The sequence below is a fragment of the uncultured Negativibacillus sp. genome, assembly GCF_944388365.1.
GTDB lineage: Bacteria > Bacillota > Clostridia > Oscillospirales > Ruminococcaceae > Negativibacillus.
In genome coordinates, this window is record NZ_CALXIN010000003.1 from 32305 (window position 1) to 47037 (window position 14733).

At 53.8% G+C, this 14733-nt stretch carries 11 protein-coding genes; 6 read left to right on the forward strand and 5 right to left on the reverse strand.

Annotation, left to right across the window (positions count from 1 at the left end; translation table 11 throughout):
* Nucleotides 1-131: 131 nt before the first annotated feature.
* The 5 genes from Q0L39_RS00900 to upp all read left to right on the forward strand — a co-directional run bounded on the left by Q0L39_RS00900 (nucleotide 132) and on the right by upp (nucleotide 4453).
* Entirely contained in the window at nucleotides 132-1799 is a 1668-nt protein-coding gene (locus Q0L39_RS00900) for a formate--tetrahydrofolate ligase (protein ID WP_296626456.1), read from the forward strand.
* A 164-nt stretch (nucleotides 1800-1963) separates the two neighbouring features.
* Nucleotides 1964-2383 (forward strand): tRNA (adenosine(37)-N6)-threonylcarbamoyltransferase complex ATPase subunit type 1 TsaE, encoded by a 420-nt coding sequence (gene tsaE, locus Q0L39_RS00905; RefSeq protein WP_296626457.1) that lies wholly within the window; start codon nucleotides 1964-1966, stop codon nucleotides 2381-2383.
* A gap of 22 nt (nucleotides 2384-2405) precedes the next feature.
* On the forward strand, nucleotides 2406-3134 hold the full coding sequence (gene tsaB, locus Q0L39_RS00910; RefSeq protein WP_296626458.1) for a tRNA (adenosine(37)-N6)-threonylcarbamoyltransferase complex dimerization subunit type 1 TsaB: 729 nt from the start codon (nucleotides 2406-2408) through the stop codon (nucleotides 3132-3134).
* 43 nt (nucleotides 3135-3177) lie between these two features.
* Entirely contained in the window at nucleotides 3178-3624 is a 447-nt protein-coding gene (rpiB, locus tag Q0L39_RS00915) for a ribose 5-phosphate isomerase B (RefSeq protein ID WP_296626459.1), read from the forward strand.
* Between the two features lie 202 nt (nucleotides 3625-3826).
* On the forward strand, nucleotides 3827-4453 hold the full coding sequence (upp, locus tag Q0L39_RS00920; protein WP_296626460.1) for a uracil phosphoribosyltransferase: 627 nt from the start codon (nucleotides 3827-3829) through the stop codon (nucleotides 4451-4453).
* Nucleotides 4454-4557: 104 nt separating this feature from the next.
* Here the strand turns inward: upp and Q0L39_RS00925 are convergent, their stop codons facing one another.
* On the reverse strand, nucleotides 4558-7179 hold the full coding sequence (locus Q0L39_RS00925; protein WP_296626461.1) for a valine--tRNA ligase: 2622 nt from the start codon (nucleotides 7177-7179) through the stop codon (nucleotides 4558-4560).
* Between the two features lie 489 nt (nucleotides 7180-7668).
* On the opposite strand from Q0L39_RS00925, the gene ytvI reads away from it, so the two are divergent.
* Nucleotides 7669-8751, forward strand: coding sequence for a sporulation integral membrane protein YtvI (gene ytvI, locus Q0L39_RS00930; RefSeq protein ID WP_296626462.1), 1083 nt, complete (start codon nucleotides 7669-7671; stop codon nucleotides 8749-8751).
* A 53-nt stretch (nucleotides 8752-8804) separates the two neighbouring features.
* Here the strand turns inward: ytvI and Q0L39_RS00935 are convergent, their stop codons facing one another.
* The 4 genes from Q0L39_RS00935 to Q0L39_RS00950 form a co-directional block, all read right to left on the reverse strand.
* Nucleotides 8805-10358, reverse strand: a complete 1554-nt coding sequence (locus Q0L39_RS00935) for a Na+/H+ antiporter NhaC family protein (RefSeq protein ID WP_296626463.1) — start codon at nucleotides 10356-10358, stop codon at nucleotides 8805-8807.
* Between the two features lie 242 nt (nucleotides 10359-10600).
* Nucleotides 10601-11626: a hypothetical protein gene (locus Q0L39_RS00940; protein WP_296626464.1), complete on the reverse strand. Its 1026-nt coding sequence runs from the start codon at nucleotides 11624-11626 to the stop codon at nucleotides 10601-10603.
* A 16-nt stretch (nucleotides 11627-11642) separates the two neighbouring features.
* Nucleotides 11643-13211 (reverse strand): DHHW family protein, encoded by a 1569-nt coding sequence (locus Q0L39_RS00945; RefSeq protein WP_296626465.1) that lies wholly within the window; start codon nucleotides 13209-13211, stop codon nucleotides 11643-11645.
* Between the two features lie 42 nt (nucleotides 13212-13253).
* Nucleotides 13254-14672 (reverse strand): MBOAT family O-acyltransferase, encoded by a 1419-nt coding sequence (locus Q0L39_RS00950; RefSeq protein ID WP_296626466.1) that lies wholly within the window; start codon nucleotides 14670-14672, stop codon nucleotides 13254-13256.
* Nucleotides 14673-14733: the final 61 nt, after the last annotated feature.

Below are 14733 nucleotides of genomic sequence, written 5' to 3' on the forward strand. Positions count from 1 at the left end.
AGTGCAGCCGGTTTTTCTTTGCCGGCCGCAGGGATGACTTCGGACATCATTCCTGCCCTTTGTGCCCGATGACAGAAAGGTGCGCTGAAGGAACACTCATTCTTACTTTATTTCTTGAAGGAGGAATTACCATGCTTACAGACATCGAAATCGCCCAGCAGTGCAAGATGAAACCAATCGTTGAGGTCGCTGCTCAGCTTGGCATCCAGCCGGAGGAGCTGGAACCATACGGACACTACAAAGCAAAACTTTCTGACCACCTGGCAAAACGTCTGGAAAACAAACCGGATGGCAAACTCATCCTGGTGACTGCCATCAACCCGACTCCTGCCGGTGAAGGCAAAACCACCACTACCGTCGGTCTTGGTCAGGCGATGACCAAAATCGGCAAAAATGCCATCATCGCTCTGCGTGAGCCATCCCTCGGTCCGGTATTCGGCATCAAGGGCGGCGCTGCCGGCGGCGGCTATGCTCAGGTCGTTCCGATGGAGGACATCAACCTCCACTTCACCGGCGACATGCACGCCATCACCGCCGCAAACAACCTGCTCTGCGCTATTCTGGACAACCATCTCCAGCAGGGCAACCAGCTGAACATCGACCCTCGCCGCGTTCTCTTCAAACGCTGCATGGACATGAACGACCGTGCTCTGCGCTTTGTCAACGTCGGTCTTGGCGGCAAGGCAAACGGCGTTCCGCGTGAGGACGGCTTCCAGATCACCGTTGCCAGCGAAGTTATGGCAATCCTGTGCCTGGCTTCCGACCTGATGGACCTCAAAGAGCGTCTGGGCAACATCCTGGTTGCTTACACTTACGATAACCGTCCGGTCTATGCAAAGGACCTGCAGGTCAACGGCTCGATGGCAGTTCTTCTGAAAGACGCCATCAAACCAAACCTGGTACAGACACTGGAAAACACTCCGGCTCTGATGCACGGCGGCCCATTTGCAAACATCGCTCACGGCTGCAACTCGGTCAGAGCAACCAAACTGGCACTGAAACTGGCTGACTACACCATCACCGAGGCAGGCTTCGGCTCCGACCTGGGCGCTGAGAAGTTCCTGGACATCAAGTGCCGCTACGCCGGTCTTGCTCCATCTGCCATCGTTGTTGTTGCTACTCTGCGCGCACTCAAATATAACGGCGGCGTTCCAAAGGCAGAAACCTCCAAGCCAAATGTAGAAGCAGTCAAAGCCGGTCTGTGCAACCTGGCTGCTCACGTTGAAAACATGAAGAAATTCGGTGTTCCGGTCGTTGTTGCCATCAACCACTTCCTGACCGACTCGGACGAAGAGGTCGAGGTTCTGGAAAACTACTGCCGCGAAAACGACGTAGAATTTGCACTGTCCGACGTCTTTGCAAAAGGCGGCGAAGGCGGTATCGAACTGGCCGAGAAGGTCGTCAAAGCCTGCGAAAAACCTGCAAACTTTGCTCCGATCTACGACGTCAACCTGCCGATCAAGGAGAAGATCGAAACCATCGCCAAGACCATCTACGGTGCAGACGGTGTTGTTTACTCCTCCGAGGCAAACAAGGCCATCGCTGAAATCGAGAAACTGGGCAAGGACAAACTGCCGATCTGTATGGCAAAGACCCAGTACTCCCTCTCGGACGATGCTACCAAGCTGGGACGTCCAACCGGATTCAAGATCAATATCCGCGATGTTAAACTCTCTGCCGGTGCAGGCTTCATTGTTGCACTCTCCGGCACCATCATGACCATGCCTGGTCTGGGCAAGGAGCCGGCTGCTTACCGCATCGACATCGATGCCGACGGCCACATCCAGGGATTGTTCTAAACATCCTGCTCCGAATATTTTCCACCTGATGCACAAGCCTCTGTGGAAAATTGTTCCGGCAAAAACATTCACCCAAAACCTTATTAAAAACCGCGCCATCCTCCCTTGTTTTGGGAGGGTGCGCGCCGGTTTTTCCATTTTACTGAAAAAGGAAGGCTGACCCCTTGAAACGTTATCTAAGTCACAGCACAGAACAAACAGAACAGATTGCCGCCGAATTTGCGTCGACCTTGAAAAGCGGCGATGTCATCGCCTACCGCGGACCCATGGGCGCAGGCAAAACCGCCTTTACCCGCGGATTGTGCCGCGGTCTGGGGCTGTCCGACCACGTTTCCAGCCCAACCTTTGCTTTGGTGCATCAATATGGAAACGGGGACCGTGCCCTGTATCACTTCGATATGTACCGTGTGGAAACCTTTGACGATCTGTATTCCACCGGATTTTTTGACTACCTCGACTACGGCGGCATCATGGCCATCGAGTGGAGCGAAAACATCGAAGCTGTCCTGCCGGACAACGCCATCACTGTGGAGATCCGCAAGGTGGACACAGATCCGGACGCACGTGAGATCCTGATTTTTTAACGATGGAAAGGGGATTGTTCCTTTGATTATCTTTGCTATGGACACTTCGGCAGCCGCAGCCAGCTGCGCACTGCTCGAAGATGACCGTCCTGTCGCCCAGTTTTATACCGACGCCCATCTGACCCACAGCCAGACCATCATGCCGATGGTCGAGGCGATGTTTGCCTGCAGCAAGACCTCGGTCGGTGATGTCGACCTGTTTGCCGTTTCCACCGGCCCCGGATCGTTTACCGGCCTGCGCATCGGTGTCGCTGCCGTCAAAGGCATGGCACAGGCATTAAACAAACCCTGTGTGTCGGTATCGGCGCTGGAGGGACTTGCCTTTAACCTGTCCGACCGTCAGGGACTGATCTGTCCGGCGCTGGATGCACGCTGCGGTCAGGTCTACACTACCCTGTTCGATGCAGACAACGGCATGCACCGCCTGCACGAGGACGCGGCACTGATGGCGGAGGACCTGTGTCACCTGCTGGCAAAACAGCCGGAGGAAAAAACCATCACGGTGCTGGGCGACGGTGCACAGCTGGTGCTCAGCACCATGCATCGGCTCTATCCTGAGCGCACCCTGCAGCTGCCTGGCAGCCATCTGCTGCTCCAGCATGCCTACGGTGTGGGACTGGCTGCCCTGTGCGGCCTGCGGGAAAATCGGATGCAGACCGTCGAACCGCAGCAGCTGGTGCCGGTCTATCTCAAGCTGCCGCAGGCCCAGCGGGAATTGCAGCTCAAACGCAAGCAGCAACAGGAAAAATAAGAGAGATTGACGATTCATTGATTATTCGAGGAGGTTTTTTACCATGCTGGTTATTGGAAGCGATCACGGCGGTTTCCTGCTCAAACAGGAGATCAACAAACATCTGAAGGAACGCGGCGTTGAATTTGTCGACGTCGGCTGCTACGACGAAAACTCGGTGGACTATCCAGACATCGCCAAAGCTGCCTGCGACAAGATCGTCAGCGGCGAGTGCGAGATGGGCATTCTCATCTGCGGCACCGGCATCGGCATCTCGATGGCTGCAAACAAGGTCAAAGGCATCCGCGCTGCCTGCTGCTCCGACTGCTTCAGCGCTAAATTCACCCGTCTGCACAACGATGCCAACGTTCTGTGCTTCGGCGGCAGAGTGGTTGGCCCTGGCCTTGCCTGCATGATGGTCGACGCTTTTCTGGATGCACAGTTTGAAGGCGGACGCCACCAGAGAAGAGTGGACAAGATCCTGGCACTGGAAGAAAATTTCGGCAAATAAATGAATTTTTATAAGAGATTTCAGTAAATTGCCGATTTTTTGATGCAAACTAAAAAAAACTTGCAAAAAATATTTTCTTCCAGCCGCATTTGTTGTAAAATAAGTTTGTAGTTTTTTTAAGGCAAGACTGATGAAAAGAATGCCGCGTGCATGATTTTCATCATCCCATATTCCATTTTGAACATGAAAGGATTCGATCATTATGACTCCTATGATTCTTGACCATCCACTGATTCAGCACAAAATTTCCCTGCTGCGCAACAAAAACACCGGTTCCAAAGAGTTCCGTGAGCTGGTCAGCGAGGTTTCCATGCTGATGTGCTACGAAGCAACCCGCGATCTGCCACTCAAAGAGGTTGAGGTGGAAACCCCTATTTCCATCGCAAAAACCAAAGTCATCGCTGGCAGAAAACTCGCTTTCGTTCCGATCCTGCGTGCAGGTATCGGCATGCTCGACGGTGTACTGTCGATGGTTCCTGCTGCTAAGGTTGGCCACATCGGTCTGTACCGCGATCCACAGACTCTGCAGCCAGTCAGATACTACTGCAAACTGCCATCCGACATCAATGAGCGTGAAGTAATCGTGCTCGATCCAATGCTGGCAACCGGCGGTTCTGCTGTTGAGGCAATCAACATGCTCAAAGAGAGCGGCGCTACCAACATCAAATACATGTGCATCATCGCTGCACCAGAAGGTCTGAATGCACTGACCGACGCACATCCTGATGTTCAGGTTTACTGCGCAGCCAAAGACGAAAAGCTCAACGATGAAAAATACATCGTTCCTGGTCTGGGCGACTGCGGCGACCGTATCTTCGGCACCAAGTAATTTTGCTGCAACAAAAAGCTCCTCTGAAAACAGAGGAGCTTTTTTTCTGCGCAAAAAAGGGACCGGAAGCTTCCGGTCCCTTTTTTATGATAAATCAATCCCGATTACTTTTCAAATGCAGCAAGGCTGGATTCGATCTTTGCAAGCAGCTCCTGTGCCTTTGCCAGTTTTGCCTTCTGGTCGTTGATAACCTTTTCCGGCGCCTTGGAAACAAAGCCAGGGTTGTTGAGCTTGCCGCTGAGGAAAGCAATGTCCTTTTCACAGGCCTGTTTTTCCTTGGTCAGTCTTGCAATTTCCTTGTCGCGGTCTACCAGCTGAGACAGCGGCATAAAGATTTTTGCGCTGTCGGTGATGACCTGTACGCAGGACTGTGCGTCTTCCGGTGCACCCAGAACGATCTGGTCTGCCCATGCAAGTCTGGTCAGGAAGGCGGTGGACTTCAGGAAGATCTCCTCCGAAGCTGTCTCGATGTAGAGCGTTGCCTTCTTGCTCGGCGGTACGTTCATCTCAGAGCGGCGGGCACGAACTGCCTTGATGGCGTCCATTACCTTTTCAAACTCTTTTTCCTCTGCGGAGAAGTTGAGCTCCTCGCAGTATACCGGCCAAGCAGAAACCATGATGCTCTCGCCTTCATGCGGCAGAGCCTGCCAGATTTCCTCGGTGATGAATGGCATGAACGGATGCAGCAGCTTGAGGGTGTTGGTCATGACATAAACCAGTACCTTTCTTGCGGTATCGGCTTCCTGACCATCTTCCCACAGTCTGGATTTTGCAAGCTCTACATACCAGTCGCAGAATACATCCCAGATGAAGTCGTACAGCTTGCTGACAGCGATGCCCAGCTCGAATTTTTCGAGGTTGTCGGTGACTTCCTGAACCAATTTGTTATATTTGGTGAGCACCCATTTGTCCTCAACTGCCAGTTCCTTTGGCAGCTCCAGACTCATGTTCTCATCCTTGAGGTTCATCATGACAAAGCGGGATGCGTTCCAGATCTTGTTTGCAAAGTTACGGCTTGCGATTACCTTTTCATCGCTGAAACGCATATCGTTGCCTGGGGTGTTGCCGGTTGCCAGAGTGAAACGCAGAGCATCTGCGCCGTACTGGTCGATGATTTCCAGCGGGTCGATACCGTTGCCCAGCGATTTGGACATCTTTCTGCCCTGTGCGTCACGAACCAGACCGTGGAACAGAACGGTGTTGAATGGGATATCGCCCATGTGTTCCAGACCGGAGAAGATCATTCTTGCTACCCAGAAGAAGATGATGTCGTAGCCGGTTACCAGTGTGCTGGTTGGATAGAAGTATTTGAGCTCCTCGGTGTTGTTTGGCCAGCCCAGAGTGGAGAATGGCCACAGAGCGGAGCTGAACCAGGTATCCAGGGTGTCCTCATCCTGATGCAGATGGGTGCTGCCGCACTTCGGACATTTTTCCGGTGCATCCTTTGCAACGATAACCTCGCCGCAATCTTCACAGTAGTAAGCCGGAATACGATGACCCCACCACAGCTGACGGGAGATACACCAGTCTTTGATGTTTTCCATCCAGTTGAAATAGGTCTTGTTCATACGCTCTGGAATCAGTTTGATTCGGCCGTCGCGGACAACGTCGATGGCAGGTTTTGCCAGCGGCTCCATCTTGACAAACCACTGTTTGGATACCATCGGTTCAACGGTGGTTCCGCAGCGGTAGCAGGTGCCGACGTTGTGTGCATGGTCCTCGATCTTAACGAGGAAGCCCTGTTCCTCCAGGTCTTTGACGATGGCTTTTCTTGCCTCATAGCGGTCCATGCCGGCATATTTGCCGCAGTCTGCGGTCATGGTAGCGTCGTCGTTCATCACCTTGATGATCGGCAGGTTGTGTCTGCGTCCAACCTCATAGTCGTTCGGGTCGTGTGCCGGAGTGATCTTAACAACGCCGGTACCGAATTCCATATCAACATAGTCGTCGCCGACAATCGGAATTTCTCTGTTAACCAGTGGGAGGGTCAGGGTCTTGCCGATCAGATTCTGATAGCGCTCATCCTTTGGATTAACTGCAACAGCGGTATCACCCAGCATGGTTTCCGGACGGGTGGTCGCCAGAATCACTTCGCCGCTGCCATCGGTCAGCGGGTAGCGCAGGTGCCAGAAGTGACCTGCCTGCTCCTCATATTCAACCTCTGCATCCGAGATGGAGGTCATGCAGTGCGGACACCAGTTGATGATGCGCTCGCCCTGATAGATGAGGCCCTTGTTGTAGAGGTTGACGAATACCTCTTTAACAGCCTCGGAGCAGCCGTCATCGAGGGTGAAACGCTCTCTGTCCCAGTCACAGGAGGAACCGAGCTTTTTGAGCTGCTCGATGATTCTGCCGCCGTATTTGCGTTTCCATTCCCATGCGCGCTCGAGGAAGCCTTCACGACCCAGATCTTCCTTGGTCAGTCCCTCTTCCTTCATGGCGTTGACGATCTTCGCCTCGGTTGCGATCGAAGCATGGTCGGTACCTGGCAGCCAGAGGGTTTCATAACCCTGCATTCTGCGGAAACGGATGAGGATGTCCTGCAAGGTTTCGTCGAGTGCGTGGCCCATGTGCAGCTGACCGGTGATGTTCGGAGGTGGAATCACGATGGTGTATGGCTTTTTATCTGGATTTGGCTCTGCGTGAAAATATCCGCCGTCGAGCCAAAACTGATAGGTGCGATCTTCTACCTGTTTTGGATCATAAATTTTCGACAGTTCTCTCATATCGAAACTCCTTTCTGAAACTCAAATAGAATCAAAAAATCCGAAAAGAAGGATGTTGACGCTGTACCGGAAAATAAAAAACTCCTGTCCTTTGCATCTGCAAAGGACAGGAGTAACTTTCCTGCGGTACCACCTTTGTTGGCAGAAAGCTCTGCCCACTCTGTGCACGTCCAACGAACGCGCCGAACCGGTAACGGGGTTCAATCGTGATGGTCTACTGAGAAAAACAGCGGACTGTTTTTCCGTTTGGCATCCTCTCAAAGGCTACTTTGTCGATTCCGCTTTCTACCGGCTTCTCAGCTTCCGCCGGCTCTCTGGGAGTGCGCTGATCGTTTTACTTCCTTTTCATCGATTTTTCGTTCTTCTGGATTATTCTTAATCTATCATGATTTATCCGCTTTGTCAACTTTTTTTCGCACCAATTTGCAGGAGGATAAATCAGCTTTGTCCGCCCATACTAAGCCTGTGAAGTTTTCGGAGGTGGTTTTTGTGCAGCAAGCCAAGATGATTCGATTTATTCTGTGGACGGTGTTTGGGCTGTGTGCGTTTGGGTGGGCATTTGCCGGACTGCATTTTATTCTGCCGGCGACGCTGCCCTTCTGGCTGGGACTTCTCATCGCGGCGGCACTGCGTCCGCTGACGCTGTTTTTCTCCCAAAAGATGCGGATTCGCCGGCGCAGCGCCGCCGTCTTTGCCACCGTCCTGTTTTATACGCTGCTGGTGGTGCTGCTTTGGGCAGTGGGCCTGGTGATCTGGGGACAGCTGTGTTCCCTGACTGCTTCCCTGCCGGATCTTTATAAAACCGCCTTCCTTCCGGCGCTGGCACGCTTCTTTGAGTGGCTCTCCCGATTTTTGTCCCGCTTTGTGCCCGATCTTGCCGATACGGTGCAGCTGTGGATGCAGAGCCTTGCCAGCGCTGCCGCCAAGCTCAGCACCAGCCTGTCCTCGGCGCTGCTTTCCTTCTGCACCGACCTTGCTGCGGCGCTGCCGATGGTGCTGATCACCGTGCTGGTCACCATCTTCTGCTCCGCCTTTATCTCGCTGGATTATCCACGGGTGATGGCTGCGCTGCACAGCCTGATTCCTGCCCGCTTCTGTCCGCTTGCCGATCAGCTGAAAAGCTTTGCCGCCACCACGCTGCTGCGGCTGCTGCGCGCCTACCTTCTGCTTTTGCTCATCACCTTTTTGGAGCTGTGCGCCGGACTATGGCTGCTCGGAGTGAGCGGCTTTGTGTCCATCGCAGCGATCATCGCTCTGCTGGACATCCTGCCTGTGCTTGGCACCGGCACGGCGCTGATTCCCTGGGCAGTGATTTCTCTGCTGGGACAAAACGGCGGGCGCGCGCTGGGACTGTTTGTGCTGTATCTGCTCATCACCGGCGCCCGCAGCCTGCTCGAACCAAAGCTGGTCGGCCAGCAGCTCGGCCTGCCGCCGCTGGTGAGCCTTGTCTCGGTCTATGCGGGACTTCGGCTGTTCGGCGTGCTGGGAGCCGTGTTGATGCCCTGTCTGGTGCTGGCTGCCCGCTTTCTCTGGCAGCGGCGAAAAACCATCTTCCCTTCTCAGCCGTCCTGAGTGTTGTGGACAGCAAAACGCCAGCCGTTTAAAAAACGGCTGGCGTTTTTGTTTTATCGTTTGACTTCTTTTCTGACTGCCATACGGTGCAGAGCAACAGTGACTGCCACCAACAGCAGCACCGCCGTTCCCAGCGAAAGCAGCAGGTTTGCATTGGTAAAGCCTGCGACCAGATAGCCCACAAAGCTGCATCCGGCCACCAGAAGCGCATACGGCATCTGGGTGGATACATGTGCCAGATGATTGCAGCCTGCACCGGTGGAGGAGAGGATGGTGGTGTCCGAAATCGGCGAACAGTGGTCGCCAAAAACCGAGCCTGCCAGCGTCGCTGCCAGTGCTACTACCAACAGCTGAGGCGCTGCACTTGCGCAGATCTCCACCACAATCGGGATCAAAATGCCGAAGGTTCCCCATGCTGTTCCGGTCGAGAAGGACAAAAATGCCGCTACGGCAAAGATCACCGCCGGAATAATCTCAATCGGGAAGTTGCTTGCCAGCACGACCGTCTTGACATACTCGCCGGTATTAAGCACATCCGAACAGATGGCGCCCAGCGTCCATGCCAGCACCAGAATGATGTTTGCCGAAGCCATCGATTTGACGCCCTCGGTGATGCTGCCCATAAAGTCCTTAAAGGAGAGCAGCTTGCGCGGAACAAACAGCAGAAATGCGACGACCAGCGCACCAAAGCCGCCCATCACCAGCGAGGCGGAGGAATCGCAGTTGCCAAATGCCTGCTGCAAGGTGGTCACATCCGCCTGGGTAAAATAGCCGCCGGTGTAGAGCATCGCCAGAATCGAAAAGACGATCAACGCTGCCACCGGAATCACCAGATCGTATACGCGGCCCTTTCCGCCGGAAACCTGCATCTCCTCCTGGGTGGTATCCATTCCCAGATCGCCGGTGGTTTTTGCGCGGTACTGCGCTTTTTCCATCGGTCCAAAGTCGAGGTTCAGCACTGCCAGACCGACCACCATCACCAGCGACAGCAGCGCATAGAAGTTAAACGGGATGGTCGCCACAAAGGCTGCCAGGTCGCTTTCAAACTGTCCGGTGACCGAAAGGCTGGAGCCGATTGCCGCTGCCCAGGAGGACACCGGCGCGATGATGCAGATCGGTGCTGCTGTCGCGTCGATCAGATATGCCAGCTTTTCGCGGGATACTCCGTATTTGTCGGTGACCGGCTTCATAACGGTGCCGACGGTCAGACAGTTAAAATAGTCGTCGATGAAGATCAGCGCGCCCAATGCACTGGTTGCAAGCTGCGCTGCCCGCGGCGAACGCAGCTTGTTTGCTGCCCAAACGCCGTATGCCTTGGAGCCGCCCGCCTTGGTAACCACCACGACCAGCGCACCCAACAGCGACAGGAACAGCAGAATATTAAACTTGGAGACCGAGCCGCCGGTCCCTCCCATCGTAGAAAATGCCGTTTCAATCGTCTTTGCTCCCACCATCAAAAAGCCCTGATGGGTGAGCGCCGCATAAATTAAAGAGCCGGAAAGGATGCCCAGCATCAGCGAGGAGATAACCTCCTTGGTCACAAATGCCAGCACAATCGCAATCACCGGCGGAAGAATGGACAGCCAGCCTGCCTGGATTGCCTCCATAAAACTACCTCCTTCGGAAAATGTACCCGCACTTTTCTGCAATTCTAAAAAGTCGGACACTGCACAACCATATATTTTTGAGAAAGATCATCTTCCCAAACAAGCTATGAGATTATAGCATAGTGTGCAATATGAATCAAGGAAGAGTTTGTATTTTATTCATAACTTTGCAGTCTTGTCCATTACCTGTCCATTAAATTATGCAAAAATTCTGTTTTTTTATGAAATATCACCCATCCGCCCTAGAAGGTTCCCTGTACTCCTTCGCTGCGGATGGCACTGTCAAGTTCGGCATCCGGCTGCAGCAGCATTTCCTCGGACTGGTACTGATAGATGTCGCCCAAAAGGGCAAAGTATTTTTCCAGATTCACGCGGTAGACCTGTACGCCCAGCTCCTGCAGCTGTTCCATCTGCTGGTCGCGCTGCTGCTGTGCCAATGTGCTGCAGTAGCCGCACGCCATCACTGCCGCCTGCTCGACCGCTGCCTGCTGCTTTTCATCCAGCGACTCCATCACGTCCTGTCCGATCAGCAGATACACCGTCTCCAGTTTGTGCGCACTGGTAAACACCACCAGCTCCTGAGCCTGCTTCTGGCCCTGCTGCACCGTTTCGATTACCTGGGAGAGGCTTGCCTGTGCAATTTCTGCACCACCATCCAGCAGCAGCTGGAAGGGATTGTCGCTCACAATCTCCCGCGCACCGATCTCCTCCTGAAGCTGATCGGAGAAGTACGACGTTTTCACTGCCAGCGGATAGCGCTTGCGAAAATCGGTCAGATCCACCTGCGCATCGGCAGCCAGATCCTCATAGCCGCACACCGTCGCCATCTGCACCTCCATCGGGTAGACAGCAGAAAGCAGCTCATTGAGCCGCTTTTTGGTGCGCTCTGCATTGAGGGCGCTAAATTGATAATCCTCATGTTTAAAGTAGAAGGGAAGGTTGAGCGTCTCCAGCTCCGGCACCGAGGAGACCAGTTCCTCGTTGGAAACAAAGGCAAACTCCGCCTCGGAGGACTCCAGAATCGTTTCCACCTGCTGACTTTCGCTCAGGCTGATTTCCAGCTCTCCGTCCGAATAGAAGGCGGCACGGTTGATAAATTCCTCCGCCGCCGAACGCACACAGTCCGGTGCATCCGAGGAGATCAGCATGGTCATTTGGGTCAGCTCCTTCTGCGGCTGCTGGCCTTTGTCCGGCTGGCTGCATCCTGTCAGGAGGAACAGTCCGCACACGGCTGCCGCGATCACCCGAATCGCTGTGATTAACTTCATGGTGTTCCTCCCTTTCTCAGGATCTCTTGAGTCCTGTGTGTTTTTCCGGCGGCTCTGTCTGAGGTGTCTCTTCCTCTTCCTCCGTGGAAGAAGGTTCCTCCACAGGCTGCGGAACGGTCTGTGGTTGCTCCGTCTGCTGCTCTATCGGCTGGGTTTCTTCCGGCTGCTGCGCCGGCTGTTCGGTCTGCACCGGAGGTACATACGGCGTGTAGGTCTGGTTCTTGATGGATTCCAGCTCGTCGATGCGCACGCCGGTGTTGACCGCAAAGATGTTGTTTAAAAACAGCAGATCGGTGATGCCGTTTTCCTTGATAAAATCCTCGACACCCAGCTCAAAATAACGCTGATCGACGATATAAACATCATCATAGTGGGAAACCAGAAACGGTGCAAACGCATTTCCGTAGGATTCCTTGACCAGCATGATTTTGCGGCCGGTGTGGTTGTCGGTCTGGATGTGGGTCAGCGGGAAATCGCCGTGCAAAAAGACACTGTAGGTGTTCTGTCCACCCGTCGCATAGCTTGCAAAGATGGTGCTTTCCACCGGTGTATAGGGCGCACCCTTCAGATAGCGCCAGGTCGTTGTTTCGGTCGGCGGAACAAAATATTCCACAAAATCAGGGGGTGCTGCCAGCTGCGCATCCTGTGTCTGGTTATAAAACGTGCCTACAAATCCGTCGATCTGATGGCGTTCCATCTCGTCAAGCGCCACCGGCTCAAGACCTGCCGTCTTGCAGAAGGCGATATACGCCGCATAAGCGCCGCGCACCGTCCAGTGGTGGTCGGTACGGAAGTAGAGGTAATCCTCCTTCTGCTTCTCGATCTCGCTGTACGCGTCCACCGGCTTGACCTTTTCGGACAGCTGGGAGTTAACAAATTCGATGTTCTCCTTTTCGCTGGAAGCAATGCCCTCATATTTTTCGGGCAGATAAAACTCAATCGAGGTCGGCGCAATCAGGCTGTATACCTGCACGCCGTCCAGATCCTCGGCATAGGAGCTGATTACCTGCGCATAGCGTTTGGACATCTTTTCGCTGGCGCCGAAGATCTGCATTCCCATATTGCGGTACAAAAACAGATTGCCCGCCTGCTCGCCGCCGGTGCCCTCGCCAGTCAGACCGTTGCCTGGTGCATTGGGGTCCTCATAGGCTTCATAGTCGATGGACGGTGTCTGTGTCTGCTCATTTGAGGTTGGCGGCGTGGTTTCCTGCTCCGGTGTTGTCGGTGTCGGGTCCGGTGTCACTGGTTGGGCGGAGGTCGTCTGCTGGGAGGTGTTTCCCTGATGGATGCGCACATCATCGGGATGGTAGCCTCGCACACTTTCCAGTCGGGATGCCACCGAAACCAGTTGTTCCCTCTGTGGGAAGGTATCCGCATAATAGGCGTCAAACGCCTTGGCAAACTGTCCCGAAAACCAGCTTTGCAGCGTCAGCTCCGGCTTCTCTGCCAGCTCACGCTTTTCGATCTCGGACACGGTCGGCTTTGGCAGCACCAGCGCCAGGATACCGACTCCCACCAACAACAGCAGCGTCACACAGATGTTGATGAGATGCAGCTGATCGGTGCTTCGTTTCTTGTTGTCCACCCTGTCTTTTCTCCTTTCCCAATTCTGCCCGATTTTTTCTGCTTAAAACCGAAAGTATAAAAACGGATTGTAGCTGTCTCCCACCAGCATCGCTGTGCAGACAAACAGCAGTGTTACATTCATCAGCGCACACAGCACTACCGTCGCTGCCTGTGCTGCTTCTCCCTGATGAGCCTGTACCTTTTGTTTGAGCCACTGGGTCAATGGCAGACAGAACAGCAGCGCTGCCAGCAGCCAGTACAGATTGTTTGCAAAGGTGATGCTCAGCTGTGGGTCGATCAGCGGACGGCCTGACAATCCAAACATCACCCGAAAATAATCGCCTAGTCGTCCCAGATCGGTGGTATAAAAGATGGTCCAGCCGATCAGCGTCAAAAACAGCAGATAGGCCCGCGACAGCACCGACGGCAGCCGCTCCAGAATCTTGAGCAAACCGAGCTTTTCGATCATCAGCAATCCCCCGTAGAAGACACCCCACAGGATAAAATTCCAGCTGGCACCGTGCCACAGTCCGGTCAAGAACCAAACCACCGCGATGTTTAACAGCTGGTGCCGGCGGTTGCCGCCCAGCGGGATATAGACATAATCGCGGAAAAAGCTGCTCAGCGAAATATGCCATCTGCGCCAGAACTCGGTGACCGACTTGGAGATATAGGGATAGTTAAAGTTCATCCGATAGTGGAATCCGAACATCCGACCCAGACCGATCGCCATATCCGAATAGGCCGAGAAGTCATAGTAAATTTGCAGCGCGTACAGCAGCACTCCAAACCAGGCGCCTGCCACCGACAGCTGGTCGAGCGGCGCATCCAGATACTGCGTCACCAGCTTGCCGGCTACGTTTGCCACCAGCACTTTTTTGCCCAATCCGACACAGAAGCGGGTGATTCCCTCGCTCATATCGCGGGCAGTGGTGCGGCGGTTTTCGATTTCGGCGGCAACGTCGCTGTATCGCACAATCGGACCTGCCACCAGCTGGTGATAGCTGGACAGGTACATCAGGTACTTGTAATACTGCTTCTGTGCGGCAACCTGTCCGCGGTAGACATCCACCACATAGCTGATGGTCTGGAAGGTATAAAACGAGATGCCGATGGGCAGCGCAATCTGCGGCACCGGCAGCGACAGTCCGGTCAATAGGTTCATATTTTCGACCACAAAGCCGCTGTATTTAAAGACGCCCAGCATTCCAAGGTCAAACACCAGCGAGGCTGCCAGCGCCACCTTTGCGCGGAAATTGTTTCCGCTCCGCTTAAAATACTCGATGCACCGCGCCCACAGGTAGTCCAAAAAGGCGGTAATCATCAGCAAAAACACCCAGACCGGTTCGCCCCAGGCATAGAAGAACAGCGAAAACAACAGCAGCACCACGTTGCGCCAGGTTTTATTCTTAGATACAAAGTATAAAATCAAATTGAGCGGCAAAAACAGATAAATAAAAAATAAATTTGAAAAGACCATCTTTCCACACTCTCCAACGTCGTCCAACGATTTTTACATTCTCCATTATATAACAGATTCC

Bases quoted from the DNA above. Each gene is read 5' to 3' on its own strand.
- upp (WP_296626460.1), top strand. From the start codon at position 3,827: ATGACTCCTATGATTCTTGACCATCCACTGATTCAGCACAAAATTTCC.
- Q0L39_RS00925 (WP_296626461.1), bottom strand. From the start codon at position 7,179: ATGAGAGAACTGTCGAAAATTTATGATCCAAAACAGGTAGAAGATCGC.
- Q0L39_RS00900 (WP_296626456.1), top strand. From the start codon at position 132: ATGCTTACAGACATCGAAATCGCCCAGCAGTGCAAGATGAAACCAATC.
- Q0L39_RS00940 (WP_296626464.1), bottom strand. From the start codon at position 11,626: ATGAAGTTAATCACAGCGATTCGGGTGATCGCGGCAGCCGTGTGCGGA.
- rpiB (WP_296626459.1), top strand. From the start codon at position 3,178: ATGCTGGTTATTGGAAGCGATCACGGCGGTTTCCTGCTCAAACAGGAG.
- Q0L39_RS00950 (WP_296626466.1), bottom strand. From the start codon at position 14,672: ATGGTCTTTTCAAATTTATTTTTTATTTATCTGTTTTTGCCGCTCAAT.
- Q0L39_RS00935 (WP_296626463.1), bottom strand. From the start codon at position 10,358: ATGGAGGCAATCCAGGCAGGCTGGCTGTCCATTCTTCCGCCGGTGATT.